Source organism: Thauera sp. (genome assembly GCF_035444905.1).
Classification (GTDB): domain Bacteria; phylum Pseudomonadota; class Gammaproteobacteria; order Burkholderiales; family Rhodocyclaceae; genus Thauera.
In genome coordinates, this window is sequence record NZ_DAOMPS010000015.1 from 58,098 (window position 1) to 83,244 (window position 25,147).

The 25,147-nt window shown below is 68.1% G+C and carries 27 protein-coding genes and 1 tRNA gene; 12 read left to right on the top strand and 16 right to left on the bottom strand.

Translation table 11 applies throughout. The annotated features are described in order from the left end of the window. Positions 1-966, bottom strand: a complete 966-nt coding sequence (locus tag PLC66_RS09185) for an alpha/beta fold hydrolase (RefSeq protein ID WP_324539595.1) — start codon at positions 964-966, stop codon at positions 1-3. Between the two features lie 56 nt (positions 967-1,022). Here PLC66_RS09185 and PLC66_RS09190 point away from each other — a divergent pair, with 56 nt between their 5' ends. The 4 genes from PLC66_RS09190 to PLC66_RS09205 all read left to right on the top strand — a co-directional run bounded on the left by PLC66_RS09190 (position 1,023) and on the right by PLC66_RS09205 (position 3,807). Beyond that, on the top strand, positions 1,023-1,802 hold the full coding sequence (locus tag PLC66_RS09190; RefSeq protein WP_324539597.1) for a 2'-5' RNA ligase family protein: 780 nt from the start codon (positions 1,023-1,025) through the stop codon (positions 1,800-1,802). A 143-nt stretch (positions 1,803-1,945) separates the two neighbouring features. Beyond that, positions 1,946-2,500, top strand: coding sequence for a chromate transporter (locus tag PLC66_RS09195; protein WP_324539649.1), 555 nt, complete (start codon positions 1,946-1,948; stop codon positions 2,498-2,500). Beyond that, a complete protein-coding gene (locus tag PLC66_RS09200; RefSeq protein WP_324539651.1) occupies positions 2,497-3,045 on the top strand; it encodes a chromate transporter in 549 nt (182 codons plus the stop codon). The genes PLC66_RS09195 and PLC66_RS09200 overlap by 4 nt, the downstream gene beginning before the upstream one ends. Positions 3,046-3,117: 72 nt before the next feature. Then, positions 3,118-3,807 (top strand): zinc metallopeptidase, encoded by a 690-nt coding sequence (locus PLC66_RS09205; RefSeq protein ID WP_324539599.1) that lies wholly within the window; start codon positions 3,118-3,120, stop codon positions 3,805-3,807. A 22-nt stretch (positions 3,808-3,829) separates the two neighbouring features. On the opposite strand, the gene PLC66_RS09210 is transcribed toward PLC66_RS09205, so the two are convergent. Beyond that, positions 3,830-6,907: an efflux RND transporter permease subunit gene (locus PLC66_RS09210; protein WP_324539601.1), complete on the bottom strand. Its 3,078-nt coding sequence runs from the start codon at positions 6,905-6,907 to the stop codon at positions 3,830-3,832. A 7-nt stretch (positions 6,908-6,914) separates the two neighbouring features. After that, positions 6,915-7,964, bottom strand: coding sequence for an efflux RND transporter periplasmic adaptor subunit (locus PLC66_RS09215; RefSeq protein WP_324539603.1), 1,050 nt, complete (start codon positions 7,962-7,964; stop codon positions 6,915-6,917). Positions 7,965-8,149: 185 nt separating this feature from the next. On the opposite strand from PLC66_RS09215, the gene PLC66_RS09220 reads away from it, so the two are divergent. After that, positions 8,150-8,461 (top strand): hypothetical protein, encoded by a 312-nt coding sequence (locus PLC66_RS09220; protein WP_324539606.1) that lies wholly within the window; start codon positions 8,150-8,152, stop codon positions 8,459-8,461. A gap of 100 nt (positions 8,462-8,561) precedes the next feature. On the opposite strand, the gene PLC66_RS09225 is transcribed toward PLC66_RS09220, so the two are convergent. From PLC66_RS09225 to ycaC, 5 genes are all read right to left on the bottom strand, one after another. Beyond that, on the bottom strand, positions 8,562-9,281 hold the full coding sequence (locus PLC66_RS09225) for an RES family NAD+ phosphorylase (RefSeq protein WP_324539608.1): 720 nt from the start codon (positions 9,279-9,281) through the stop codon (positions 8,562-8,564). Next, entirely contained in the window at positions 9,241-9,615 is a 375-nt protein-coding gene (locus PLC66_RS09230; protein ID WP_324539610.1) for an antitoxin Xre/MbcA/ParS toxin-binding domain-containing protein, read from the bottom strand. The genes PLC66_RS09225 and PLC66_RS09230 overlap by 41 nt, the downstream gene beginning before the upstream one ends. A gap of 95 nt (positions 9,616-9,710) precedes the next feature. Continuing rightward, positions 9,711-10,586: a glutathione-dependent disulfide-bond oxidoreductase gene (gene yghU, locus PLC66_RS09235; protein WP_324539613.1), complete on the bottom strand. Its 876-nt coding sequence runs from the start codon at positions 10,584-10,586 to the stop codon at positions 9,711-9,713. A 53-nt stretch (positions 10,587-10,639) separates the two neighbouring features. Further along, a complete protein-coding gene (locus PLC66_RS09240; protein WP_324539206.1) occupies positions 10,640-11,212 on the bottom strand; it encodes an antibiotic biosynthesis monooxygenase in 573 nt (190 codons plus the stop codon). Positions 11,213-11,304: 92 nt separating this feature from the next. Next, positions 11,305-11,931, bottom strand: a complete 627-nt coding sequence (gene ycaC / locus PLC66_RS09245; protein WP_324539208.1) for an isochorismate family cysteine hydrolase YcaC — start codon at positions 11,929-11,931, stop codon at positions 11,305-11,307. 398 nt (positions 11,932-12,329) lie between these two features. On the opposite strand from ycaC, the gene PLC66_RS09250 reads away from it, so the two are divergent. Continuing rightward, the gene (locus PLC66_RS09250; protein ID WP_324539615.1) at positions 12,330-12,704 is read left to right on the top strand and encodes a VOC family protein; all 375 of its coding nucleotides are present in this window, start codon (positions 12,330-12,332) and stop codon (positions 12,702-12,704) included. A 51-nt stretch (positions 12,705-12,755) separates the two neighbouring features. Here the strand turns inward: PLC66_RS09250 and PLC66_RS09255 are convergent, their stop codons facing one another. The 3 genes from PLC66_RS09255 to PLC66_RS09265 all read right to left on the bottom strand — a co-directional run bounded on the left by PLC66_RS09255 (position 12,756) and on the right by PLC66_RS09265 (position 15,207). Then, the gene (locus PLC66_RS09255) at positions 12,756-14,165 is read right to left on the bottom strand and encodes an MATE family efflux transporter (RefSeq protein ID WP_324539616.1); all 1,410 of its coding nucleotides are present in this window, start codon (positions 14,163-14,165) and stop codon (positions 12,756-12,758) included. A 40-nt stretch (positions 14,166-14,205) separates the two neighbouring features. Continuing rightward, positions 14,206-14,910, bottom strand: coding sequence for a P-loop NTPase family protein (locus tag PLC66_RS09260; RefSeq protein WP_324539618.1), 705 nt, complete (start codon positions 14,908-14,910; stop codon positions 14,206-14,208). Positions 14,911-15,130: 220 nt separating this feature from the next. Further along, positions 15,131-15,207 (bottom strand) — tRNA-Arg (locus PLC66_RS09265). A 149-nt stretch (positions 15,208-15,356) separates the two neighbouring features. On the opposite strand from PLC66_RS09265, the gene PLC66_RS09270 reads away from it, so the two are divergent. Next, the gene (locus tag PLC66_RS09270) at positions 15,357-15,806 is read left to right on the top strand and encodes a c-type cytochrome (protein ID WP_324539620.1); all 450 of its coding nucleotides are present in this window, start codon (positions 15,357-15,359) and stop codon (positions 15,804-15,806) included. A gap of 119 nt (positions 15,807-15,925) precedes the next feature. Here the strand turns inward: PLC66_RS09270 and PLC66_RS09275 are convergent, their stop codons facing one another. The 3 genes from PLC66_RS09275 to PLC66_RS09285 all read right to left on the bottom strand — a co-directional run bounded on the left by PLC66_RS09275 (position 15,926) and on the right by PLC66_RS09285 (position 18,738). Next, positions 15,926-17,920 (bottom strand): UvrD-helicase domain-containing protein, encoded by a 1,995-nt coding sequence (locus PLC66_RS09275; RefSeq protein ID WP_324539622.1) that lies wholly within the window; start codon positions 17,918-17,920, stop codon positions 15,926-15,928. A 135-nt stretch (positions 17,921-18,055) separates the two neighbouring features. Then, entirely contained in the window at positions 18,056-18,487 is a 432-nt protein-coding gene (locus PLC66_RS09280; RefSeq protein ID WP_324539624.1) for a type II toxin-antitoxin system VapC family toxin, read from the bottom strand. Next, positions 18,484-18,738, bottom strand: coding sequence for a type II toxin-antitoxin system Phd/YefM family antitoxin (locus PLC66_RS09285; RefSeq protein ID WP_324539653.1), 255 nt, complete (start codon positions 18,736-18,738; stop codon positions 18,484-18,486). The genes PLC66_RS09280 and PLC66_RS09285 overlap by 4 nt, the downstream gene beginning before the upstream one ends. A 209-nt stretch (positions 18,739-18,947) precedes the next feature. Here PLC66_RS09285 and PLC66_RS09290 point away from each other — a divergent pair, with 209 nt between their 5' ends. Next, complete coding sequence (locus tag PLC66_RS09290; RefSeq protein ID WP_324539626.1) at positions 18,948-19,445, top strand: TlpA family protein disulfide reductase; 498 nt, start codon at positions 18,948-18,950, stop codon at positions 19,443-19,445. A 44-nt stretch (positions 19,446-19,489) separates the two neighbouring features. Next, positions 19,490-20,137: a pentapeptide repeat-containing protein gene (locus PLC66_RS09295; RefSeq protein WP_324539628.1), complete on the top strand. Its 648-nt coding sequence runs from the start codon at positions 19,490-19,492 to the stop codon at positions 20,135-20,137. 36 nt (positions 20,138-20,173) lie between these two features. On the opposite strand, the gene PLC66_RS09300 is transcribed toward PLC66_RS09295, so the two are convergent. Continuing rightward, complete coding sequence (locus PLC66_RS09300) at positions 20,174-21,307, bottom strand: metal-dependent hydrolase (RefSeq protein WP_324539630.1); 1,134 nt, start codon at positions 21,305-21,307, stop codon at positions 20,174-20,176. Between the two features lie 19 nt (positions 21,308-21,326). Beyond that, positions 21,327-21,977 carry a hypothetical protein gene (locus PLC66_RS09305; RefSeq protein WP_324539633.1) on the bottom strand — a complete coding sequence of 217 codons (651 nt, stop codon included), beginning with the start codon at positions 21,975-21,977 and terminating at the stop codon, positions 21,327-21,329. Between the two features lie 78 nt (positions 21,978-22,055). Here PLC66_RS09305 and PLC66_RS09310 point away from each other — a divergent pair, with 78 nt between their 5' ends. The 3 genes from PLC66_RS09310 to PLC66_RS09320 form a co-directional block, all read left to right on the top strand. Continuing rightward, positions 22,056-22,802, top strand: coding sequence for a TnsA endonuclease N-terminal domain-containing protein (locus PLC66_RS09310; protein ID WP_324539635.1), 747 nt, complete (start codon positions 22,056-22,058; stop codon positions 22,800-22,802). Further along, on the top strand, positions 22,799-24,709 hold the full coding sequence (locus PLC66_RS09315) for a TnsB C-terminal domain-containing protein (RefSeq protein WP_324539637.1): 1,911 nt from the start codon (positions 22,799-22,801) through the stop codon (positions 24,707-24,709). The genes PLC66_RS09310 and PLC66_RS09315 overlap by 4 nt, the downstream gene beginning before the upstream one ends. Then, on the top strand, positions 24,702-25,147 hold a 446-nt coding region (locus PLC66_RS09320; protein WP_324539639.1), incomplete at its 3' end, for a TniB family NTP-binding protein. The genes PLC66_RS09315 and PLC66_RS09320, both read left to right, overlap by 8 nt.

The window sequence follows — 25,147 nt, forward strand, 5'->3', positions numbered from 1 at the left end:
TCAGTCCCGCTGCAGGAAGGCCTCGAGCGCGGCCGCCACCGCCTCGGGCTGATCGTGCTGCAGGTTGTGGCCGGCGTCGGCGATGGTGAGCACGCGATGGTCGGCAAAGCACGCGAGGCGCTGGCGCAAGGCCTCCGGCTCGGTGGCGAAGCGCTCGTTCACATAGCCGTGCTCGGCGAACAGCATCAGCGCGGGCGCGGTCACCTGGCGCCAGCAGGCCATCACGTCCTCGATGCGATAGACGAAGGGCGACGGCACCTTGTGCCAGGGGTCGCAGGCCATCTCCACCCGGCCATCGGCGCCGACGCGGCCGACGTGGCGGGCGAGGAAGGCCGCGCGCGCCGCGCTGAGGCGCGGATTCACCGTCTGCAGGCGGCGTGCGAGCGCGGCAGGGTCCTCATGCACCGGCAGCCGCGGCGGCTGGGCGTGGGCGTCGAGCCACTTGCGCAACAACTGGGGCGAGGCGGCATCGGGCGGCGGCTTGAGGCCGAGAAAATCCATCATCACCAGCTGCGCCACCCGCGCCGGGCGCAGGCCGGCATACACCCCGGCGACCGCGGCGCCCATGCTGTGGCCGACCAGGCGCACGGCCTGCCCGGGCGCATAGTGATCGAGCAACACCTCGAGGTCGGCGTAGTAGTCGGGGAACCAGTAGCCCTGCCCCAGCCAGGTGCTGCCGCCGAAACCGCGCCAGTCGGGCGCGATGAGCTGCCAGTCCTGACGCAGCGCATCGACCACGAACTGGAAGGTGGGCGAGGAGTCCATCCAGCCGTGGAGCAGGAACAGGGCGGGGGCGTCGGCCCGGCCCCAGCGGCGCACGCTGTAGTCGAGACCGCGCACCGGCACGCGGTCGAGCGTGGATGGCACATGCGCGACGCCATTGGTGCCGCTGCCGGGCAGGTGGGTGGGAGCACGCTCGTCGATGCGGGCGGCGTCGTTTTCCGGGACAATCGCGTTCTTGTTCATGACCCGATTCTAGCTGTCCGCCGCCACCCTTCGCAGCGCAACTGCCGCACGCCCCGATGAGCGACACCTCGACCCTGCGCCGGCACTTCCTTGCCGAGCCCCTCACCGTGCGCAACGAGCGCCGCGATTTCCGCGCCTGGCATCGCGGCCGTCCGCATTACCTGCTGTGGGCGCTCGACGTCGACACGCCTGCCCTGCGCGAGCGCGTGGCGATGGCGCAGGACGCCCTCGATGGCCTGTTGCTCGCCGGCTACCGGCGCCAGCCGCACGTCACCGTAGCGCTGTGCGGCTTCCCCGCGCGCGACCGGACGCCGGCGGCGGACGAGTTCGACCCCCGCCTCATCGCCCGCCAGGCCGGGGCGCTCACCGCCGCCGGCGTGGGCGCCTTCGACATCGCCATCGGCGCGCTGGAGAGCTTTTCGTCCGCCCCGTTCCTGACCGTGCGTGACGACGGCGATGCACTCGGCACGCTGCGCCGCTGCCTGCACCTCGACGGCCCGCATCCGCAGGGCCGCTATGTGCCGCATGTCACCGTCGGCCTGTATGCCGATGCCTGGCCCACGGCGGAGGTGGCGCGGCGCTTCACCCCGCTCGACGCGGCGCCGGGCATCCGCTGCCGCATCACCCGGCTGAGCCTGATGGGCTATGTCGCGGCGGAGATCGGCGGTGCCCTGTCCACCCTGGCCGACTACCGGCTCGACAGCGGCAGCCTGCACTGGTACGCCGAGGCCGCGGCCTGCCTCGGCACCCTGCCGCCGGACGCGGATGCCGCCTCGCCGCGGGCCTTCCCCACCGCAGCGGCGCGGACCGGCCACCATGGCGCGGAGGTCTCGTGAAGCCCGACGCCAAGCCCTCGCCGGCCACGCCCACGCCAGGCGCCCCCGCCGCGGACACCCCGGCCGACGCCCGCTCCGACCCCGCCGCCAGCGCTGCGGCCGGCGAGGCCACGGCCCGCCCGGCCTCCCCGTTCGCGCTCTTCATCGCCTTCAGCCTGCTCGCCCTGCAGGGCTTCGGCGGCGTGCTCGCGGTGGCGCAGCGCGAGCTGGTCGACCGCCGCGGCTGGCTCAGCCGACATGAATTCGTCGAGCTCTACGCGGTCGCGCAGCTGCTACCCGGCCCCAACGTGGTGAACCTGTCGCTGATGGTGGGCGACCGCTACTTCGGCGGACGCGGCGCCTTCGCTGCGATCACCGGCATGCTGCTCGCGCCGATCGCGGTGGTGCTGGTGCTGGCCGCAAGCTACCAGCAGCTCGCGCAGTACCCTGCGGTCGCCGGTGCGTTGCGCGGCATGGGCGCGGTCGCCGCCGGGCTGATCCTGGCGATGGCGCTGAAGATGCTCGCCACTCTGCGCGGCAACGTGCTCGGCCCGGCGCTGTGCACCCTGCTCGGCCTCGGCACGCTGGCCACGATCGCGCTCTTGCGCCTGCCGCTGGCCTGGGTGGTGATCGGGCTCGGCCTCACCGGCTGGGGCCTGGCGCGCTGGCGCATCGCGATCGAACAGGCGCGGGCGCGCAAGGAGGACGAACGATGCTGAGCACCCTGCCCGCGGGCGACCTGCTCGAGCTCTTCCTGCGCTTCCTGGTGCTGTCGCTGCTGTCGATCGGCGGTGCGATGTCCACCGCACCCGAGATGCACCGCTACCTGGTGGTCGAACGCGGCTGGCTGGGCGAGGCCGACTTCACCACCGCGATCGCGCTCGCCCAGGCTGCGCCCGGGCCCAACGTGCTGTTCGTGCCGGTGTTGGGCTTCCAGGTCGCCGGCCTGGCCGGCGCGGCGGCGGCGCTGCTCGGCATCCTGCTGCCGTCCACGCTGCTGTCGCTGGGCGTCAGCCGCTGGGGCGCGAGTCGCCGCGACACGCCGCTGGTGCGCGCCTTCACCGCCGGCCTGGCGCCGGTCACGGTGGGCCTGATGTTCGCCACCGGCTGGCTGCTGGCGCTGCCCTTCATCGGCGATGAGGCTCATCGCGCCGGTGCGCTCATCCTGATCGGGCTGACCATGGTGGTGACGCTCAAGACCCGGCTGGCGCCGATCTGGATGATCGTGGTCGGCGCGCTGGTAGGCGCGTTCGGCGGCGTGTAGCGCGCGGCGCGCGCACGGGAAACGCGCGCGCCGGGGCGCGGTCAGACAGGCGTCGATGCAGTCGAGAAGCCCATGACCCCGTTGCTCTTCATTCTGGTTCCGCTCCTGCTGCTCACGGTCTGGCTGCCGGGCTGGTGGGTCCGCCGCACCTTTGCCCGCTACAGCGAACCCGCCGACCGCTATTACGGCAGCGGCGCGATGCTCGCGCGCCTGCTGCTCGACAAGCATGGCCTGCAGGACGTGGCAGTGGAGCCGACCGAGATCGGCGACCACTACGACCCGCAGGCGCGCGCCGTCCGCCTGTCGGCGCACAACTACCACCAGCGCTCGCTGACCGCGGTCACCGTGGCCGCGCACGAGGTCGGCCATGCGATCCAGCACGCCGAAGGCTACGCGCCGCTGGCCTTGCGCGAGCGTCTGGTGCGCTTCGCCATCACGGGCCAGCGCCTGGGGGCGATGATGATGGTCGCGGTGCCGCTGATCACCCTGCTCACCCGCCACCCCGCGCCCGGCCTGTTCCTGGTCGTCGCCGGCCTGCTGTCGATGGGCCTGGCCGCCATCGTGCATCTGGTGACGCTGCCGACCGAGTTCGATGCCAGCTTCCGCCGCGCCCTGCCCCTGCTGGAGCAGGGCGGCTACCTGCACGAAGCCGACCTCCCCCATGCCCGACGCATCCTCGAGGCCGCCGCGCTGACCTACGTCGGCCAGTCGCTGATGGCCTTGCTCAACGTCGCCGCCTGGCTGCGCTTCCTGCGCCGGTAGGCGGCGCTTTCATGCGGACCGGTCAGACGGACGGCCCTGTCGGCGGCGCCGACTCGAGGCGGAACAGCAGCGCATACAGCGCCGGCACGAACAGCAGGGTGATCGCCGTGCCCACCGCCACGCCGCCGATCAGCACGTAGGCCAGCGGCCCCCAGAAGGTGTCCAGCGTCAGCGGGATGAAGGCGAAGGCGGCGGCGACCGCGGTGAGCACCACCGGCCGGGCGCGCTGCACCGCGGCCTCGACCACGCCCTCGAAGGGCGCCATGCCCTCGTCGAAGTTGTCCGCCACCTGCTGGGTCAGGATCAGGGTGTTGCGCATCAGGATGCCGGCCAGCCCGGTCAGTCCCAGCAGGGCGACGAAGCCGAAGGGCTGGTCGAACAGCAGCAGCGCGAGCACGGCACCGACCAGCCCCAGCGGCGCGGTCGCCAGCACCACGAAGGTGCCGGTGAAGGAGCGCATCTGCAGCATGATGAAGACCAGCATCGCGGCCACCATCAGCGGCTGCAGGGCCTGGATGGAGGCGTCGGCCTTGCCCGATTGCTCGACCGCGCCCGAGATCATGATGCTGTAGCCTTGCGGCAGCGCGCTGCGCACGCCCTCGAGCGCCTTCCACACCGCCGCGGTGACGTCGTTGGGCTGGGCACCGGCGACGTCGGCCTGCACCAGCAGCTCGGGCTCACGGTTGTAGCGCTTGATGACCGGCTCCTCGAAGCGCACCTCGAGGCGGCCGAGCTGGCTCGCCGGCAGCTTGCGCCCGTCCGGGGTGAGGACCTCGAGCATGGCCAGGCTCTCCGCGTCCAGGCGCGCGCCGCCGCTGGCGCCGCGTGCGATCACGTCCACGGTGCGGATGTCCTGGCGCACCTGGGCGATGCGCGTGCCCTCGAGATGGAACTGCAGCTGCTGCGCCACGTCCTGCGGTGTGAGCCCGAGCAGGCGCAGGCGCTCGGGCTCCATCGCCAGGTGCAGCACCGGCGCACGCTCGTCCCATTCCAGATGCGGATCGACGATGTGCGGGTTGGCCGCCATCACCTCGCGCACCTGGTGGGCGATGCGGCGCAGCTCGAGCAGGTCCGGCCCCAGCACGCGATAGGCCACCGGCCACACCACCGGCGGCCCGTAGAGCAGGCGCGACACCCGCACCCGGGCCTCGGGAAACTCGCCGTCATCGATGTGGCGCTGCAGCTTCGCGATCAGCGCGTCGCGCGCCGCCACGCCCTCGGTGACCACGAGCAGCTTGGCAAAGGCGGGGTCGGGCGGCTCCGGGTTGGCGGACAGGAAGAAGCGCGGCGCGCCCGCGCCGACGTAGGCCGAGCTCGAGCGGATGCCGTCCGCGCTGGCGAGGATGGCCTCGAGCCGGCGCACCGTCGCGTCCGAGGCGGCGATGCTGCTGCCCTGCGGCAGGTATACGCTGAGCAGCACCTCGGGGCGGTCCGAACTGGGGAAGAACTGCTTCTGCACCGCGGTCGCCATGCCCAGCACCGCCAGCACGAGCAGGCCCAGGGTGCCGAACACCACCGTCTTGCGCCAGCGCACGCAGCCGGTGATGAGGCGGCGCAGGCGGCGGAACATCGGCGTCTGGTACACGCTCTCGTGGCTGTGGACGTTCTCCGGCGCCACCGCGGGCAGCATCTTGACGCCCAGGTAGGGCGCGAACACGACCGCCACCAGCCAGGACACCAGCAGCGAGATCGCCAGCACCCAGAATATGTTGCCGGCGTACTCGCCGACCGCCGAGCGCGCGAAGCCGATGGGGAGGAAGCCGGCCACCGTCACCAGGGTGCCGAACAGCATCGGCGCGGCGGTCACCGTCCACGCGTGCGCCGCGGCGCGGATGCGGTCCCAGCCCTCCTCCATCTTCACCAGCATCATCTCGACCGCGATGATGGCGTCGTCCACCAGCAGGCCGAGGCCGATGATCAGCGCGCCCAGCGTGATGCGGTCGAGGTTGATGCCCATCAGCTTCATCAGCAGGAAGGTGATGCCCAGCGTGACCGGCACCGCGATGCCGACCACCAGCCCGGCGCGCCAGCCGATGGCCAGCATGCTCACGCCCACCACCACGACCACCGCCACCAGGAACTTGGCCTGGAACAGCTCGACCGCGGCGGCGATGGCCTCGGCCTGGTTGGTCAGTACCTCGAGCGTGATGCCCAGCGGCAGGCGCGCGCGCTCGGCGTCCACGAAGTGGTCCAGGCGCTCGCCCAGCACCAGGCCGTTCTCGCCCTTGTTCATCACCACGCCGAGCAGCACCGCGTCCTCGCCGCGCGAGCGCACCAGCTGCGCGGGGGGTTCCTCGTAGCCGCGGTGCACGCGGGCGATGTCGCCCAGGCGCAGCACGCGGTCGGCGACGCGGATCGGCACCGCCGCCAGCTGCGCCGGGTCGGAGAGGTCCGCATCCAGGCGCAGGTAGAGGCGCGGGCCCTCGGTCTCGAGGCGGCCGGCGGGCAGCAGGCGGTTGCCGGCATTGATGGCGTCGAACACCGCCTGCGGCGAGATGCCCAGGTTCGCCAGGCGCGCGTTGTCGAACTCGACATACACGCGCTCGGGGCGCTCGCCCAGCACCAGTACCTTGTGCACGCCCTCGACGCGCTGCATGCGGTCGCGGATCGCCTCGGCCTCGCGCACCAGCTCGCGCAGCGGCAGCCCGGGCGCGGTGAGCGCGATGAGCTTGAAATAGACGTCGGCGAAATCCTCGTTGACGATCGGCCCGATCACCCCGGCGGGCAGGTTGCCGGCCTCGTCCTGCATGCGCCGGCGCACGTCGTACTTGAGCCGGGGCACCACATCAGGCCGGGTGTGTTCCTTGAACTCGATCTGCAGGTTGGCCGAGCCGGGGCGGATGGTGGTGATGATGCGGTACAGGTGCTCGACCTCCTGGATGCGCTTTTCCAGGCGGTCGACCACCTGCTCCTGCATCTCCTCGGGCGTCGCCCCGGGCCACACCGCATTGACCAGCATCACCCGCATCGTGAACGCCGGGTCCTCGGCCCGCCCCAGCGCCAGGAAGGCATACACGCCGCCGAGCACGGCGAGCATCAGGAAGAACAGGGTGATCGCGCGCTCGCGCACGGCGAGCGCGGACAGGTTGGGAAAGCTCATCGATCGCTCATTGGTCAAGCTCCCGCACCGCCATGCCCTCGACCAGCAGGTGGGTGCCGAGCGCAACGATGCGATCGCCCGCGGCCAGCGCGCCGCGTACGCGCGCCGTGTCGCCATCGGTGCCGATCACGGTGACCGGCACCGCCCGCACGCGGCCCTCTTCCACCCGCCACACCCGCGGCCCTTCACCGCGCTCGTTGAGGGCACCAAGCGGCACCGCGAACTCGCCCGCCGCCTGTGCCACCGCGGCGAAGCGTGCGCGCAGGACCGTGCCCAGCACCAGCGCCTCCTGCGGTGCGTGCACGGTGTAGCGTGCGCGCCGGGTGCGGCCCTGCGGGTCCACCGCGCCGGCGATCTCGCGCAGACGCAGCGGCAGCATCGTGCCGTCGGCCAGCACCGCGTCGCCGCTCGCCGGTGGCAGCACTCCCTGGGGGAAATGCAGCTCCAGCTCGCGCTCGCCGTCCTGCGCCAGCGTGGCCACGATCTGTCCGGCCGACACCACCTGGCCGCGTTCGCCGATGACGTCGATCAGCACGCCGCCGGCCGGCGCCAGCAACTGGCCGTAACCGAGCGCGTTGCGCGCCTGAGCCAGACGCGCTGCGGCCGCATCGCGGCGCGTCTGCGCCTCGCGCTGCGCCAGCTCGAAGCGCTCCAGCGCCTGTGCGCTGGTGAAGCGCTGTTCCTGCAACACGCGGTTGCGCGCAAGGTCGGCAAGCGCGGTGGCGAGCGCCGCGTCGGCCGCGGCGAGGTCGGCCGCCGCCGCGCGCACGCCCTGCTCGAGGTCGCGACGGTCAAGCTCGAACAAGGCCTGCCCGGGCGCGACGCGGTGGCCGGCATCGACCCGGCGCGCGGCGATCTGGCCGCCGACCTGGAAGGCGAGCGGCGTCTCGACGCGGGCCCGCACGGTGCCCGACAGGCCGAGCTGTCCCTCGCTGCTCGTGTGCACCGCGATGGTCTTGACGAAGGGCGGCGGCCTGTCCTGCCGCGGCGCCGCAGCGCGTTCGCAACCGGCCAGCGCGCACGCGCCGAGCACGAGCGAGAGCATCAGGAAACGCATGCAGGCATTCCGTATCTGGATTCGACGACGGGAAATCGGGCGACGGCAAGCGGCCGCGCCGCTGCCGCCATGATGCCACGGCCCTCAACATGCCGCCTGCGTCATGCGGCGCGGCGGCATGCACGCCGCCGCCCGCCGCCTTCCCATAGAATCGCGCCGGAACCCATACCCGACCGCGACACACAATGAAAATCGACCAGCTCCCGATCGGCGCCCGCTTCCAGTGGAAGGGCCGCAACTACACCAAGGTCGGCCCGATGACCGCCGCCGCCGAATCCGGCGGTGTGGACTTCATCCCCAAGCACGCCGTGCTGCAGCCCATCCCCGGCGAAGCACCACCGCCGGCGCCGACCGACGAAGCCGCAGGAACGCTCGATGCGGCAAGGGTGAAGACGGCCTTCGAGACCTATCACCGGGCCGCGCTGCGCGTTGCCGACGAAGTGGGACGACTGGAACTGGAGCGGGCGCGGCTGCGCTTTCTGGCTGAGATCGGCTAGGCCCGTCGCACGCGTGGCGTGACGCCGACCTGAGGCGGCGGACGGCAAACTGTGGGCGCTGGCGCGGCCTTAGTCCGACGACCTGTCTTCCTCGGGCGTGTCAGGCCAGCCAGTGGCTTGCAGCGAACACCAGGCGCTCGTTGTCACGTCGCCACACCACCGCGTCCTGCTGCACGGCCAGCCACCAGGTCTGCATGGCGGGATCGGGCCTGGGTGAGGCGAACGCCGCGGGATCGAGGACGGCGACACACCACGCCGGCTCGGGGTCGCGGACCGAGGAGTAGACGATGGCGCCGATGCGGGCTTCGCGCGCGATGCGGGCAAAGGACTGGGTGGCGCGGTAATCGCTGGGATGCGTCCAGGCCCTGAGGTCGGCAGCAAAGGCGTGCTCGCGCAGATCGACGACATCCGTGGCGAGCCGGACCCGAAAGGCAGTGTGGGCCACGGGCTCGATCCGCTCCAGGTCGACCGCGTCCTGCAGGAATCGCCAACGCCAGTACCCCAGTTCGGCACAGGCCGTGCGCACACGCTGTGCGCCGTAGAAGACGCCAGGATCGGTGGCGCCCCGGAAGCGCGAACCGCCACGCCGTGGATCATGGCGAAAGGGTGCGGCCAGAAGATAGTCGAGGCGGGCGACGCTGGCAGGCCGCGGTGGCTTGCTGGCCTCGAGCAGCAGTTCCAGCACGTCCTGCTCGGCGGCGTCATCGACGATCTTCATGGTCGAGGCGACATGCTGGGCTTCGACGATGCGCCAGGCCGGCGCCGCCCACGCGCGCGCCTCAGACGAGACCGCGAGCGGCGTCCAGGTAGTGAACGACACGAACAAGTCCTTCCGTCTGGCCGATGAGCTCGATGGGGCGACCGTTGAGTCCCTTGTTGTCACTGTTGAGCCATGCGCGCGCGTTGCGCTCGTCACCGACGATGGAATCGAGGGAGCGGAACAGGCGCACGAACAACAATGCGAACTCCCACTCCTTGCGGTGCTGCTCAAGCTGGTAGTCGCCGGCATAGAGCCGCGTGATGGTCGACGGGCTGACGCCCAGGACCTTTGCCAGCAGCCCGCGCGAGACATTGAGCCGTTCTGCAGCGCGGGCGACAGCCTTCGACAGCACGGCGGCGGCATTGGCGGTCTGGGCGGTGGCGATTTCAGGCATGGCTGGCCTCCTTTCCTTGGAAACTTTAGGCCATCATTCTTTCCTCTGCAAAGATCTTTCACGGTCGCCCGAATGCCGGCCCGCCGAGACCGCCGTCATGCTTGCGCTTGCAGCTTGTCCTCGGTGCGGGTGGCGAAATCGCTCGCGTCGTGGCGCTCGTGCAACTGCTGCTCCAGCGGCCCAAAGGTGCGATTGACCATGCGCCCGCGCTTCACCGCCGGACGTTCGGCGATCTCGTTCGCCCAGCGCAGCACGTGCTTGTAGTCGGCGACCTGCAGGAACTCGGCGGCGTCGTAGAGCTGACCCAGCGCCAGGCCGCCGTACCACGGCCAGATGGCGATGTCGGCGATCGTGTATTCGTCGCCGGCCATGTAACGGCTTTCGGCCAGCCGGCGGTCGAGCACGTCCATCTGGCGCTTCGCCTCCATCGCGAAGCGGTCGATGGCGTACTCGATCTTGGTCGGTGCGTAGGCATAGAAGTGGCCGAAACCGCCCCCGAGGTAGGGCGCACTGCCCATCTGCCAGAACAGCCACGACAGGCATTCCGCGCGTCGCGCCGGATCGGCCGGCAGGAAGGCGCCGAACTTCTCCGCCAGGTAGAGCAGGATCGCGCCGGATTCGAACACCCGCAGCGGCGCCGGTCCGCTGCAGTCGAGCAGCGCGGGGATCTTGGAGTTCGGGTTCACGTCGACGAAGCCGCTGCCGAACTGGTCGCCGTCGCCGATGCGGATCAGCCAGGCATCGTATTCGGCGCCCGCATGGCCGAGCGCGAGCAGTTCCTCGAGCATCACCGTGACCTTGACGCCATTGGGCGTGGCCAGCGAATACAACTGCAGCGGATGCCTGCCGCGCGCCAGCGCGCGCTCGTGCGTGGCGCCGGCGACCGGACGGTTGATGTTGGCGAAGCGGCCGCCGTTGGCCTTGTTCCAGGTCCAGACCTTGGGCGGGGTGTATTGCGACGGATCCGACATGTGATGACCTCGTGATGTGTTGTCTCGATTGAGCCCTATTGGCTGCGGGCGGTTCAACGGTACAGCCACTTTGCCACCAGCCGGGTGTAGTGGGGCATGATCGCGAACACCATCAGGAACACGATCGCTGCCGCGACGAGCAGCTTGCCGAGCAGGAAACCGCCCGGCCCGTCGAGCAGCCGCAGCAGCGGGCCGAGCACCCAGGGTACGACGATGGTGAGCGGGAAGATCGCCGACAGCGTGAGCAGGAACTGCTTGTGGCGCTTGGGCGGGGTGACGGTGGACGGTTGCGCGAACCAGAAGTCGAGCCCGGTGCGGATCACGTAGCGGTCGCCCTTCTCCAGCGCGGGCTCGATGCGCTGCAGGAACTCGCGCCGCACGTCCGACTCGATCCAGGCCTTGAGCTGCTCGACCCCCGCGAAGCGGATGATGACGGTGTAGCCATCGTCCTCGCACGCCGGGCGCACCACGTCGGTGCTGAGATAGCCGGGAAAGTGACGGCAGGCCTCACGGATCTCCAGCAGCCAGCTTTCGTAGGCCGCGCGCGCCTCGACGCGCGGATGGTGGACGATGATGCCGGTGACCGGGCCTGCAGCGGCCGCGTCCGTCTGTTCGTTGTGATCCATCGCAAACTCCTCCGTGGGATGCGGCCGGTGCGCAGCGCACGGACCGGCCGTCGGGCAGGCGGCGGCTCGGGGCCGCCGCAACGGCCCGCGCCTTACTTGCCGCTGGTGAGCGTGGTGTAGCTGGTGATGAGGTTGCGATAGTCGGGGATGTGGTTCGAGAACAGCGTGCCCAGGCCCTCGATGTCGTTGCGCCAGTCACGGTGCAGTTCGCAGGCGACCCCGAACCAGGTCATCAACTGGGCGCCGGCGGCCGACATGCGATCCCAGGCCGAGTCGCGGGTCAGTTCATTGAAGGTGCCCGAGGCGTCGGTGACCACGAAGACCTCGAAGCCTTCCTCGAGCGCGGACAGCGCCGGGAAGGCGACGCAGACCTCGGTGACGACGCCGGCGATGATGAGCTGCTTCTTGCCGGTGGCTTTGACCGCCTGGACGAAGTCCGCGTTGTCCCAGGCGTTGATCTGGCCCGGGCGGGCGATGTAGGGCGCCTCCGGAAAGGTCTCCTTCAGCTCGGGCACGAGCGGGCCGTTGGGGCCTTCTTCGAAGCTGGTGGTGAGGATGGTGGGCAGGCCGAAATACTTGGCCAGATCGGCGAGCGCGAGCACGTTGTTCTTGAAGCGGTCGGGATCGATGTCGCGCACCAGCGACAACAGGCCGGCCTGGTGATCGACCAGCAGCACGGCGGCGTTGTTCTTGTCGAGGCGGACGTAGGGCTTGCTCATGGTGTGTCTCCTTCTTCTCTGTCGGGAAGCGGGGCCGGTTTCCCCCGCAGGGGGCCGCGCACCGCCTTGATTGGCACGCCGCGAAGGCGGCCTGCCAGCCCTTGCGACGCGCTGGGAAAAGGCAGAATCGGCGCCGGGCTGAGACCACTATAGGCGGGGCGCCGCGGCGGAAATAGGGGCCAAGCCGGGCTTCATCGTCTCATTTATGGAACGATTAACGATTTCATAATTCGATTAGCCCGAAATGGCCCAGGGCGTGTGTCCGCCCGAGCCGGGAATGCGCTAGCGCCGACACAGTCAAAGAAGGTACCGGCAAGCTGTGCCTGCACCCTCCGTTCGACGCCCTCCCGCTGTCGAGTCGGCGCCAGGGGCGGCCGCGCCGGACAAGGAGGTGCGCCATGACGGACACGCTGCCGGCGCTGGGCATCCAGCGCGTCAAGGTGATTGCCCTGGCAGTCACATCGCTCGCGCGGGCAAACCGCTTCTACGAGGAAATACTCGGACTCGAGCCGGCCTTCGAGGGCACGGAGCAGGTCGGCTGGCAACTGGGCCAGCTCATCCTGATGCTCAAGCCGGACTGGGCGACACCGACCGCGACGCCCAATCCGCGCATCACCCTGGCCACCGTGGATGCCAGGGCCACGCAGGAGGCCTTGCGCCTGCGCGGAGTGGTGATCGCCGACGCGGTGCAGGCCTACGGTGCCTTTCTGGTCGGCAGCTTCCTCGACAGCGAAGGTAACAAGCTGTGGTTCTGTTCGCCGGTGGACGGCTGAGCGAACGCTCGCTCAGCCCCGCCCGCGGGATTCGGGGGCGCGGCGTCGCCCTCAAAGCCGTTTCGTCTTCCAGCGCCCGCGGCTGAACAGCCACAGCGTGAACAGGCCGACCGCGGTCTCGGAGATGAACACGCCCCAGAACACCCCCGAGTGCGCCCAGCCCAGGGGCAGCGCCAGCGCCCAGGCGAGCGGGATCTGGATCAGCCAGAAGAACACCAGGTTGATCCAGGTTGGCGTCATCGTGTCGCCGGCGCCGTTGAAGGCCTGCACCGACACCATCCACCAGCCGTAGACGAAGTAGGAATACGACAGGATGGCGAGCCACTCGCCACCGATGGCGATCACCTGCGCGTCGTCGGTGAACAGGGCGATGAGCTCGTCGTGCAGGAAGAAGAACGCCACCGACACCGCCAGCGTGAAGACCATGTTCATCCAGCCGATGCGCCACACGGCGGCCTCGGCACGCCCGGGCTGGCACGCGCCGAGGTTCTGCCCGACCAGCGTGGCGGCGGCGTTGGACATGCCCCAGGCGGGCATCAGCGTGAACATCATGATGCGTATCGTGATCGTCGCCCCGGCCACGGCTTCGGTCGACACGCTGGCGAGGATGCGCATCAGGAAGATCCAGGCGGTCATCGACACGATCATCTGACCGATGCCGCCGAGCGAGGTGCGCACGATCTGCGCCAGGGTCGCACCATGCCAGCGCAGGCTGGCACGGCGGATGCGCAGGTGTTCGCTGCCACGCACCAGGATCCACAGCTGCATCAGCACGCCCGCGCCGCGCCCGATGTTGGTCGCGATCGCCGCGCCCTCGATGCCGAGCGCCGGAATCGGCCCGATGCCGAAGATCAGGATCGGATCGAGCACGATGTTGAGCGCATTGGCGACCCATAGCACGCGCATCGCCGCCGCCGCATCGCCCGCGCCGCGAAAGATGGCGTTGATGACGAACAGCAGCAGGATCACCGCGTTGCCCCCGAGCATCCACTGGGTGTAGCGATAGCCGTGTTCGATCGCCCAGGCGTCCGCACCCATCAGGCGCAGCAGCTCCTGCGCCCACACGATGCCCGCCACGGCAAAGGGCAGCGAGACCAGCACCGCCACCACGATGGCCTGCACCGCCGACAGCGCAGCCTCCTCGCCGCGATGCTCGCCGATGCGGCGGGCAACGATCGCGGTGACCGCCATCGCCAGCCCCATCGCAATCGAATACAGCAGGAAGAGATAGGTCTCGGTCAGGCCGACGGTCGCCACCGCGGACGACCCGAGCTTGGCGACAAAAAAGATATCGACCACCGCGAAGGTCGACTCGAGCACCAGCTCCAGCATCATCGGCACCGCGAGCAGGAACACCGCGCGCTTGAGCGGAATGCGCGTGTAGTCGGCGTCGGTCCCACGCAGCGCCGCGCGCAGGTCGGCGCGAAGCGAAGAGGCTGCGGAATGTTCGGAGGTGCTCACACGGCGCATTGTGCCGCGGCGGCGGCGCGACTCAAGCTGCTTACACGACCAGCCCGTCGAAGGCCGCATAGACGGACTTCAGCCAATTTTTCACGCGCTGGCGTTCGAGCATGCCCAATGCATCCTCACCGCTACGCTGATTCACTGCAGCCCAGAAGCTGGCATCCTGGCGATCGATCTTGCGCATGCTGGCTTCGTGCAGTGCCGGCAGGCTGATCACGCGGGCATCCAGGGCCTGTGCCGCAGCCAGCTCGGCCGAAGCCTCGAGCTGGGAAAAGTCAGTGCCGCGTCCCTGGTTCTTCACCACCACGTAGCTCGGCCCTTCGCCATAGGTCTCGAGCAGCTTGCCCAGCAAGTCGACCGAATCCTTGCCGGCATCGGCCAGATGCCAGAAATTGACCTGCACCCCGAGTTCGCCAAGCAGGCCCAGCAGATCGGATTCCTGGATCCAGCGCGCCAGCGGCACCGCCGTCTGTGCTGCAAGATCGACAATCACGCTGTGCCCGATGCCCTCTTCTGGTGCATCCTCGAATGGCAAGGCGATCTGGTCCAGCCCGTCGTAGCGGTCCACCACCACGGGCGCGGCATAGTCCGTGTAGAAGCGGGCGAAGGTCGTGTGGGAACGGTCGGTGTCGAAGCCCGTAAAGGGCCGGCCCTTGTCGATGTAGTACTGGGCCAGGGCCCGGGCAACAACCGATTTGCCCACGCCGCCTTTTTCGCCACCGATGAAGTTGAGGGAGCGCATTGTGTGTCCTGAATGAATTGAGCGGTGCTCCGCTTGCCGGCAGAGGTGCCATGCCACCAGCACAAAGCAACGATCGGGCCACAAGCAGACCTTCAAGACGGGAGATCGCCCGTGCGACGATTGCCTCCCGGCGCGCAGCGCTCAGACGGCACACAATCCGTACGGATCGCCACAAAAGAAAATGGGCCAGGCCCGCGAAGACCCAACCCATTGAATTCTTTGGCGCGCCCGAGACGATTCGAACGTCCGACCCCTGCCTTCGGAGGGCAGTACTCTATCCAGCTGAGCTACGGGCGCGCGGCGTGCACGGGAAGACACCCGCACAAGGCCGGCAAGCATAGCTGTGAACGCACGCAAAGTCCATGCCGCACTGCCACAATGGTTTTTACATCGCTATAATCGCGGCTTTAGATCTCGTCTTGCGCCACCAGTCAAAGGACCCAAGCATGTCGAACCAACGCAACCAGCGCCCCGTCCGCCTCGCAATGCCTGTCGTCGCCATGGTCGCAGCCGCGCTGCTGGCTGGCTGTGGCAAGCAGAGCGCCGTCGATCCGGAACTGACGGCCACGCTGATCCAGCCCGTCGCCCGCGTCGAGATCCAGGCGGTCACGATCACCCCGGGTTCGCGCACCGGCGAACAGATCTACACCTCGATCTGTGCCGCGTGCCACGACTCCGGCGCGGTTGGCGCGCCCAAGAACGGTGACGCGGCGGCCTGGTCGGCCCGTCTGCCGCTCGGTCTCGACGGCCTGACCGCCTCTGCGATCGCCGGCAAGAATGCGATGCCCCCGCGCGGCGGCGGCAGCGACCTGACCGACACCGAAGTCAAGCGCGCGGTGGCCTTCCTGGCCAACACCGTGGGCGCCGGCTACACCGAACCGCCAGTCGAAGAGTAAGACCTGACGACGCGAGGCGCCCGACCCGGGCGCATTCGCCACTGAATGCAGAAGGGGCAGCCAGGAGGCTGCCCCTTCTGCGTCAACCTCGCCGCGCCCCCGCTGCAGGCCCGTCGAGCTCATGCCTTGCCGTCGCGGTTCTCGAACATCGCCATCAGGTTCGCCAGCCGCGCCTTGCCCTCCTCCTTCGTCACCGGCTGCGCGGTCCTGCGGTCGTTCATGCGGATGTCGCCGCCCATCTCGGCGATGAAGCGGCTCGGCTCGCAGGGGCGGAATTCCTTGCCCGACTTGCGCCGCTCGCACCAAGTGAGGTTGAGGCTGCGCTGGGCGCGGGTGATGCCGACATACATGAGGCGGCGCTCTTCCTCGACCTTGTCCTCGTCGATGCTGCTCTGGTGCGGCAGCAGCCCCTCCTCGACGCCGATCAGGAACACGTGCGGAAACTCCAGCCCCTTGGAGGCGTGCAGGGTGGCCATCTGCACGCCGTCGAAGTCGGGGTCTTCCTTGTCGAGCATGGACATCAGCGCGATCGTCTGGGTGAGCTCGAGCAGGTTCTTGCCGTCCTCCTCGCCCTTCCTGCCCAGCCAGCCGACGAAGTCGCGCACGTTGCTCCACTTGGATTCGGCCTCGCGCGTGTCGCAGTGCTCGAACAGCCAGGCCTCGTAGCGGATCGCGCCGAGCAGATCCTCCAGCAGTTTCGCCGCGGGCTCGCGCGGGGCGCGGTACTGCAGGCGGTTGATGTAGGCGGCGAACTCCTGCACGCCGTGCAGTTGCTTGGCGTTGAGGTGCTGGGTGAGCCCTTCCTCGAACACCGCGGTGAACAGGCTGGTATGGCGGTGCCCGGCGTAGGCGCCGAGGGCCTCGATGGTGGCGGCGCCGATGCCGCGGCGCGGGGTGGTGATGGCGCGGATGAAGGCGAGGTCGTCATCTTCATTGACCAGCAGGCGCAGCCAGGCGATCAGGTCGCGGATCTCGGCCTTGTCGAAGAAGCTCTGCCCGCCCGACATCACGTAGGGGATGCGGTTGTTGCGCAGTTGCTGCTCGATGATGCGCGCCTGGTGGTTGCCGCGGTAGAGGATGGCGTAATCCTTGAAGCGGGTGCGGTGCTCGAACTTGTGCGCGGCGATCTTGGTCGCCACCCACTCGGCCTCGTGCTCGGCGTCGCGGCAGTTGGTGACGACGATCTGCTCGCCCTGGCCGTGCTCGGACCACAGGCGCTTGTCGAACAGCTTCTCGTTGTTGGCGATGACGGTGTTGGCGGCCTCGAGGATGCGGCGCGAGGAGCGGTAGTTCTGCTCGAGCTTGATGACCTTCAGCTTGGGGTAGTCCTGCTGCAGCAGCTTCAGGTTCTCGACGTCGGCACCACGCCAGGCGTAGATCGCCTGGTCGTCGTCGCCCACCGCGGTGAAGGCGCCGCGCACGCCCGACAGCAGCTTCAGCAGCCGGTACTGGGCGCGGTTGGTGTCCTGGTATTCATCGACGAGCAGGTAGCGCAGCTTGTTCTGCCAGCGCTCGCGCACCTCGGGGTGCTCGTCGAACAGGCGCACCGGCAGCGAGATGAGGTCGTCGAAATCCACCGCCTGGTAGGCGCGCAGGGTGCGCTCGTATTCCTTGTAGAGCCTGGCGGCGACCGAGGCGATCTCGTTGTCGGCGAGCTGCGCGGCCTCCTCGGGCGTGATCATCGCGTTCTTCCACGACGAGATCTGCCACTGCATCTGCTTGGCGATGCCCTTGTCGTTGTCGCCGGCGACATCCGAGACGATCTGCACGGTGTCGGAAGCGTCGAGGATGGAGAACTGCGGCTTCAGCCCGCAGTGCTTGGCCTCCTGGCGGATGATGCGCACGCCCAGCGCATGGAAGGTGCAGACGGTGAGCCCGCCCGGCACGCGCCCACCCATGATGTGGGCGACGCGCTCCTGCATCTCCTTGGCCGCCTTGTTGGTGAAGGTGATCGCGGCGATGTTGGCCGCGCTGATGCCGCACTCGTTGATCAGGTGCGCGATCTTGTGCGTGATCACCCGCGTCTTGCCGCTGCCGGCGCCGGCCAGCACCAGGCAGGGGCCGTCGAGATAGCGGATGGCTTCGCGCTGCGGCGCGTTGAGGAGGGCGGACATCGTTGTGGCTGCACGGAAAAACGAAGCCACCCGGGTGGGTGGCGGGCTGCAATTTTAGCCGATCGACCGCCGCGGGGCGCTCACCGTTACAGATCGGGGAGCCGGACTGCAGTAGCGCCTGGAAACGCCGTGGTTTCAGCCCGGACCGCCGCGCGCATCCATCACTTTCAGATGTCCCGCGGCACCGTAGGCGAGCAACTTCTCGTCCGCCGTGACCAGCAAGGCGTCATGGTGACGCGCCGTCGCCGCAATCATGCGGTCGGCCGGATCCCCGTGCAGGGCACCCGGGAGACGGCTGCTCGCGACTGCAATTGCCGGCTCCAGCGCCGCTAGGCCCAAGCCAGGCAACCCGAGCACGGCGTCGACCCACTGCTGTACATCCTGCGCGAGCTGAAGCCGCCCCTTTGCGACCAGCATGCCGATCTCCCACAGGCTGATCGCCGGCACCAGCACCCGTGTTTGCCGGGCGAACTCATCGATCTGGCAGACGATCTCTGCATGGAGACGCGAATCGCCCTGCACCAGCCACACCAGGACGTGCGTATCGAGCACCAGTGCGGCGCTCATGCCTCGGCGTCCCAGCGTTCATCCACGGGCGCGATCAGGTCATCGGCGGCAATGACCGACCCCCTGAGCGCCCCGAACAGGGAGCCTTGGGCTTCGATCGGCACGACACGGGCGACCGGGCGACCGCGCTTGGTAATCGTCAGCGACTCACGGTCCCTGGCGACCTGGTCGAGGAGTTGCAGGCACTTCGCCTTGAATTCGCCGGCACCGACGCTGGTATCCATCGCTTCCTGTCCATGGTCATCGATCATGGTCACGTTATAGATTGGCGAAAGGGATCGCGCAAGCCCGATGACGCCGGCCCAAGGACGCCACCCAGTCCTCGCGGGGCCTCGAGGTGCCCTCCCTGTCGAGAGACCGCGTAGCCCCCGCCCGCAGGTGACAAGCGGCGGCCCCTCGCGCACAATCGGCGCGCATTCACCGGCCTTGGTGCCTGCCACACGCCATCCCGGATTTCATCGTGAACCTGAAGATCATCGCCACTGCCGTGGTCCTCGTCCTCGCCGTCGCCGGCGTCTTCGTGTTCACGCCGAAGCCCGCCGCACCCGATGTCAGTTTCACCACCTTGCAGGGGCAGCGCTTGCGGATCGCCGACCTGCGTGGCCAGGTGGTGCTGGTGAACTTCTGGGCGACGACCTGCACCCCTTGCATCAAGGAGATGCCGGCGCTGAAGGCGACGCAGGAGAAGTTCGAGGGGCGCGGCTACCGGACCATCGCCGTGGCGATGGATTACGACCCACCCGCACGGGTCGGCGCCTTCGTCGGGCTCAACCGCCTGCCGTTCACCTTCGTGCTCGACCGCGACGGCAGCATTGCCCGCGCTTTCGATGACGTGCGCCTGACGCCGACCACCTTCATCCTCAACAAGCGCGGCGAGATCGTGCGCAAGATCCTCGGCGAACCCGACTTCGACACCCTGCATGCGTTGATCGACACGCTGCTGGGCGAACCGACCTGAATCCTGCCTGTCGGATCATCGATCCCTACTCCTGACCCCTTCCCATGCCCAAAACCCGCGCAGCGCTGCTCGCCACCCTGTCCGCCACCGCCCTCCTCACCCTGCCGCTGATCGCCGAGGCGCAGCGCGCGAGCAATGTCGGCGGCTGCGACATCCGGCGCGGCACCTTGTGCACCAACATGAACCTGAACGGGGCCGATCTCGAAGGGGTGAATCTGGCGAACTCGCAGTTCACCCGCACGGATCTCTCCGGCGCCAACCTGCGCGGCGCGACCCTGAACGAGGCGAACTTCTCCCAGGCCGAGATGGCCGGCGCGATGCTGGACGAGGCCTCGATGCTGCGCACCAACCTGCGCGGCACCCGCCTCACCGGCGCCAGCCTGAAGGGCGCGAACCTGCGCAACGCGATCCTGCAGAACGCCGACCTGCACGACGCCGACCTGTCCGCCGCCCAGCTCGGCGGCGCCGACCTGACCAACGCGCGCGCCGAGCGCACCCGCTTCGACGGCGCCGAGCTGCCGCGCACCAACCTGCGCGCCGCCAAGCTCAGCGGCGCGTCCTTCGTCGGCGCCAACCTGCAGGGCGCCAACTTCACCCGCGCGCAGCTCGTCAATGCCGACCTCACCGGGGCGAACCTGGACCAGGCGATCTTCCTCAACGCGCAGACGGACGGCTGCAAGGGCTGCCCCTGAGCCCATGAGACCCTGCGTCAATAGGGGCCATGCGGCTCAGTCGATCCAGAACGCGCCGCGTGCGCGCTGCAAGGTCCAGCGCGCATCACCGTCGCCTTCGCGCCCGTCGCCGCCGCCACGCCCTTCGCCACCCCATTCGTCGCGACAGACGGCATAGCGAAAGGACGGCGGCAAGGTCGGCAGGGCAAAGCGCAGGTCGACGAACCAGGCGCAGGCGGGCGGCCCCGGCTCGACCGCATCGAGCACCGGAAAGCGGGCGAAGCGGCGCAGATCGGCGGCCACCGGCTGGGCCCATGCGGCGCGGGCAAAGTCGGCCTGGTCGCGGTCGGTGCCTGCGACACCGCGCGTTTGCCAGTCGGCCTGCGGCGCGGGCCGATAGGCGTGGCGCAGGCGGACCAGCGGACCGAGGACGGCGGCCAGGGGCCCGGCCTCGGCAGGCTCGGCCGCCGCTGCGGCGCTGAGGACCTCGGCCGCATCGGCGCCGACACGGACATGGGCGACATGCAGCTGGCCGGCGTCCTCGACAACCAGCATCCAGTGTGCGGGCGAAAGCGGCTGCGGCAGGGCGTGCACCGCCGGCGCCTGCATCCCCCGGGCGCTGGCGAAGGCCTCGCCGATCGCCAGCGCGCGCTGCTGCTGCCCCAGCAGCAGCCCGAGATAAGCCGCGCACAGCAGCAGCGCCAGGACGACAGTGCGCCCGCCGCAGCTGTGGCGCAGCGACAGGACCAGGCCGGCGAGCAGGATCGCGCTGATCCAGGGGTCGATGACGAAGGCAAGGTTCAGCGCGACCCGTTCGGTCGACAGCGGCGCATACAACATCAGGCCGTAGGCCGTGATCAGGTCGCCCACGATATGGATCGCGATCCCGAGGCAGGCGGGGCCGTAGAAGGCCGTCCAGCGATGGCGCCCGCCACTGGCGCGCGCGCACAGCCAGGCCAGCAGGGCGGCCCAGGCGGGCAGCAACAGCGGCGCGTGGGTGGGCCCCTGATGCCAGTTCAGATAGGTCAGCGTGTCGACCAGCCGCAGCGCAAGGTCGATATCGGGAAAAACGGCCGCTGCGCCGCCGGCGAACAGGCGCAGCCGCAGCGGCAGCGCCGAGGCGCTCGGCCGCGCAGGCGCCGTGGCGCGCGCGACGAGCGCGCCGCTCAGCAGGTGGGTGAAGGGGTCCATGCGCGCACCGACGCCACGCTCAGGGGCGGGGCATCTCGTCGGCGCGGGGCTTGCGCGTCGCCGCCTCGTCCGCCCGCGCCGGCGAGGCGCTGCGGAAGACGAGCTGATCGAGGCGCTCGGCCTCGGTGAGGCGGCGCTCGACGAAGCGTCGGGTGCGCTCGGCGTCGAGCGATTCGTCGTTCAACCAGTGCGCGAAGCTCGCCAGGTAGATCGTGGTCAGCGCCGTCTCCTCGAGCGCGCGGCGCACGAAGGTCGCATCCCGTCCGGCCGCCTCGCGCAGCCACTGCACCGTGCGGCTGACGCGCAGCAGGCCGGGGATCTGCACATGCAGGTGACCCGGCTCGAGCTTGCCGAGGATCATGTCGCGGGTGACGCGCCGATGCGGCGCCAGCGCGGCGAACCAGGCCATCATGAGCTGTTGCAGGCGCAGCCGCGCAGGCTGCTGGGTGAAGCCGGGAGGCGTGGCCGCCTGCAGCATCGCCGCGTCGGCGCGATCGAACCAGGCGTCGACGAGTTCTTCCTTTTCGCGAAAGTGCCGCCGGATGTCGTCGAGCGTGATGCCGAGCTGCGCCGCGACCTGGTGCAGGCGCACCGCCTCCCAGCCGATGCGCTCGGCGATCAGCAGCGCGGCATCGACGATGTCGTCACGCGCGGGGGCCGCGGTGTTCATCGTCTCGTCCCGTCAGCGAGCGAGGGGACGCCGCCCTCACACCACTATCAATTACAGCGCTTTTTGCAAAAATAGCCCATGAAAGGGCTTGCTTTTACATTGATACGAGCTAAAAAAGACATAGGTACGTGCAACGAAATTCAGAATTACACACATCTCTGCAACCTCCTTGAAATGCCAGTACGGAAAATTCCAAAGAACTTTCGCAACGTGACCGGCATTGCCGCATCGAGTAAGGCCGTAGGACCGGCGGAGTTCGAGTCTACTCTTGAACGGGACTTCCTGGCACTGCTCGATTTTTCCCCCGACGTCGCGCGCTACGAAGTCCAGCCAGTGCGCATTGAGTGGTCGGACGGGACAAAGAAGGGCGCACGTCGCTACACACCTGACGTCCTGGTTGAGTTCGTTCCGGAACTGCAGCGGCGACCATGGTTGTGCGAAGTCAAGTACCGCGCCGATCTCGCGAAGGACTGGGCGACACTGCACCCCAACTTCAGGCGGGGTGTTCGTTACGCCAAGCAACACGGTTGGCGATTCCGACTGATCACGGAAGTCGAGGTGCGAACACAACGGCTCACCAACATCCGCTTCCTCGCGCCCTTCGGGCGCCGGAACATTCCGCAGGAAGATATCGAAACGGTTCTGGCTGCGATAGCTGCGGAACGCAGGAGCACGCCAGCCGCAGTTCTACAGGCGCTGAGCTCGAGCGTGTGGCGCCAAGCCGAATATGTCCCAGCCCTCTGGCATCTTGTCGCACGTCACCAGATCGGTATCGATCTGGAAGCCGAAATCACCATGCAGTCTCCAATCTGGAGCATATCGTGAGCAAGAACGTGCTCCCGCCTGTTGTCCTGGATTACGGCACGGAGGTCTTCTACCGGGGGCGGCGCCACACCATCCAGCAGGAGTCGCAGGACTTCAGGACAGTGGTTCTGCGTGAGCACGAGTCGGGCAAGCTGCTTCAAGCGCCAATCGACGATCTCAGTTCCGTCGAGGCCCTGCCTGAGGCGACGCAATCGGATATCCACGCTCGTGATGAGCAGCAGCAGCAGGACGCCGAACGCAAGTTCGAGTGCATCAAACCCTTGCTGGATAACTCGCAGCGTTCCACTCAGTACGTTCACCTCCGCGCGGAAGAATTGGGTCTTCATTTCGTCACCCTTTACCGATGGCTCAAGCTGTTCGAGACAACCGGGAAAGTCTCCGTTTTCCTGCGCAAAACGCGCCGGGACAAGGGGCAAGCGAAGCTTGCGCCCGAGGTCGATAAGATTGTCAACGACACGATCGAATCCTTCTACCTCACTCCCCAAAAACGGAAACCTTCGAAGGTGATCCGCGAGATCGAGAAGCTATGCGCCAAAGCGGGACTGAAAGCGCCTCATGGAAACACCGTTCGCCAGCGAATCAAGGCACTCGATGCCTTCAAGAAGACCAAGGCTCGCGAGGGCAGCAAGGCGGCCCGGGACGGCTACGCACCGATCAAGGGGCCGTTCCCCGGCGCGGACAAGCCCCTGTCCGTAGTCCAGGTTGACCACACCCTCGTCGACATCATCCTCGTTGACGACATCCACCGCCTACCGATCGGACGCCCATGGCTCACGCTGCTGATCGACGTGTTCTCGCGCATGGTGCTCGGGTTCTACATCTCATTCGACCCGCCGGGCAATCTCTCGCTAGGCTTGTGTCTCACGCAGGCTTTTTTGCCGAAAGAGAAGTGGCTCGCGAAGCAGGGAATCGAGACCGCCTGGCCGTGCTGGGGCGTCCCGCGCACCATCCACGCGGACAACGCCAAGGAATTCCGCGGGAACATGATGAGAATGGCCTGCAAGGAATACGGCATCGATCTGGAGTGGCGCCCTGTGGCCACACCCCATTACGGAGCGCACATCGAGCGGCTGCTGGGTACGCTGAATGACGAGATCCATTCCGCCCCTGGCACCACCTTCTCCAACCCCCGCCAGCGAGGCGAGTATGACTCGGATGCCCGCGCGGTCATGAGCCTGGCGGAGTTCGAAAAGTGGTTCACGATCTTGTGCGTCGAGATCTATCACCAGCGTATGCACTCCGAGCTGGGCATGCCACCGATCGCCAAGTGGCAAGAGGGCGTTTTGGGCACCAAGAAGGAGCCCGGCATTGGCGTTCCCCCTCGGATCACCGACGAACTGCGTCTCAAGCTCGATCTCATGCCCTACGAAACCCGGACGGTGCAGCACTACGGCATCATCTGGGACCATATCGAGTACCAACACGATGTGCTGCGCCGCTGGATCAACTCCACCGATCCAGATAACCCGAAGAACAAGCGGCTGTTCCTGTGCCGCCGGGATCCCCGCGACATCAGCACGATTTGGTTCTACGATCCCGAAGTCGAACAGTACTACGCGATCCCTTACCGAAACACCTCGCACCCCGCAATCAGCATCTGGGAGCTGAGAGAAGCGAAGAGGCGTGCCCTGGAAGAGCAACCCAAGGTTACCGTCGACGAAAACCTCATCTTCTCCGCCTACGACAAGATGCAGTCCATCGAGCAAAGTGCCCAGAAGCTCACCAAGAAGATGCGACGCAACCAACAGCGCCGTCGCCTGGGGCTTTCGAACGCACGCGAGCACCTTCCGGCATCGACGGCTCCTCAAGTCATTCCGCAATCCGTGGCACCATCCCAGCCCAAGGTCTCCATCGTGCCGTTCGAGGAGGTCGACGACATGGCGGACTCGGGGGACCGAGATGGGTGACGACGCCTCCCATCTCCTACAGAAGGCTGCCGAATACCTTGCGCGCACCGATCAGGAACGGATCGCCTACATCCGCTCGCCGCGCTGGATCGGCTACCCACGCGCCCAGAAGGTGCTCAAGCAGCTCGAAACGCTGCTGAGCTACCCGGCATCACACCGGATGCCGAACCTGCTCATCGTGGGCGACACCAACAATGGCAAGACCATGCTGGTTAAGCGCTTCTGCGGGCAGCACAAGCCAAATGACAACCCCTCGGGAGAAGCCGCTGTGGTGCCGGTTCTGTTCGTACAGGCACCTCCAGTTCCAGATGAAGGGCGGTTCTATAACGCGATCCTGGAGCGCTTGTTTGCAACGTACAAACCGGGCGATCGCGCCGACCGAAGATCGTGTCCCGGGACGTGGTGTAAGAAGCGTCAGCAGAAGCGGTCAGCGGGTCA

Coding starts and splice junctions, on each gene's coding strand:
- PLC66_RS09270 (WP_324539620.1), top strand. CDS start 15,357: ATGTCGAACCAACGCAACCAGCGCCCCGTCCGCCTCGCAATGCCTGTC.
- PLC66_RS09275 (WP_324539622.1), bottom strand. CDS start 17,920: ATGTCCGCCCTCCTCAACGCGCCGCAGCGCGAAGCCATCCGCTATCTC.
- PLC66_RS09215 (WP_324539603.1), bottom strand. CDS start 7,964: ATGCGTTTCCTGATGCTCTCGCTCGTGCTCGGCGCGTGCGCGCTGGCC.
- PLC66_RS09210 (WP_324539601.1), bottom strand. CDS start 6,907: ATGAGCTTTCCCAACCTGTCCGCGCTCGCCGTGCGCGAGCGCGCGATC.
- PLC66_RS09220 (WP_324539606.1), top strand. CDS start 8,150: ATGAAAATCGACCAGCTCCCGATCGGCGCCCGCTTCCAGTGGAAGGGC.
- PLC66_RS09280 (WP_324539624.1), bottom strand. CDS start 18,487: ATGAGCGCCGCACTGGTGCTCGATACGCACGTCCTGGTGTGGCTGGTG.
- PLC66_RS09240 (WP_324539206.1), bottom strand. CDS start 11,212: ATGGATCACAACGAACAGACGGACGCGGCCGCTGCAGGCCCGGTCACC.
- PLC66_RS09205 (WP_324539599.1), top strand. CDS start 3,118: ATGACCCCGTTGCTCTTCATTCTGGTTCCGCTCCTGCTGCTCACGGTC.
- PLC66_RS09300 (WP_324539630.1), bottom strand. CDS start 21,307: ATGGACCCCTTCACCCACCTGCTGAGCGGCGCGCTCGTCGCGCGCGCC.
- PLC66_RS09285 (WP_324539653.1), bottom strand. CDS start 18,738: ATGATCGATGACCATGGACAGGAAGCGATGGATACCAGCGTCGGTGCC.
- PLC66_RS09260 (WP_324539618.1), bottom strand. CDS start 14,910: ATGCGCTCCCTCAACTTCATCGGTGGCGAAAAAGGCGGCGTGGGCAAA.
- PLC66_RS09230 (WP_324539610.1), bottom strand. CDS start 9,615: ATGCCTGAAATCGCCACCGCCCAGACCGCCAATGCCGCCGCCGTGCTG.
- PLC66_RS09295 (WP_324539628.1), top strand. CDS start 19,490: ATGCCCAAAACCCGCGCAGCGCTGCTCGCCACCCTGTCCGCCACCGCC.
- yghU (WP_324539613.1), bottom strand. CDS start 10,586: ATGTCGGATCCGTCGCAATACACCCCGCCCAAGGTCTGGACCTGGAAC.
- ycaC (WP_324539208.1), bottom strand. CDS start 11,931: ATGAGCAAGCCCTACGTCCGCCTCGACAAGAACAACGCCGCCGTGCTG.
- PLC66_RS09250 (WP_324539615.1), top strand. CDS start 12,330: ATGACGGACACGCTGCCGGCGCTGGGCATCCAGCGCGTCAAGGTGATT.
- PLC66_RS09305 (WP_324539633.1), bottom strand. CDS start 21,977: ATGAACACCGCGGCCCCCGCGCGTGACGACATCGTCGATGCCGCGCTG.
- PLC66_RS09310 (WP_324539635.1), top strand. CDS start 22,056: ATGAAAGGGCTTGCTTTTACATTGATACGAGCTAAAAAAGACATAGGT.
- PLC66_RS09190 (WP_324539597.1), top strand. CDS start 1,023: ATGAGCGACACCTCGACCCTGCGCCGGCACTTCCTTGCCGAGCCCCTC.
- PLC66_RS09185 (WP_324539595.1), bottom strand. CDS start 966: ATGAACAAGAACGCGATTGTCCCGGAAAACGACGCCGCCCGCATCGAC.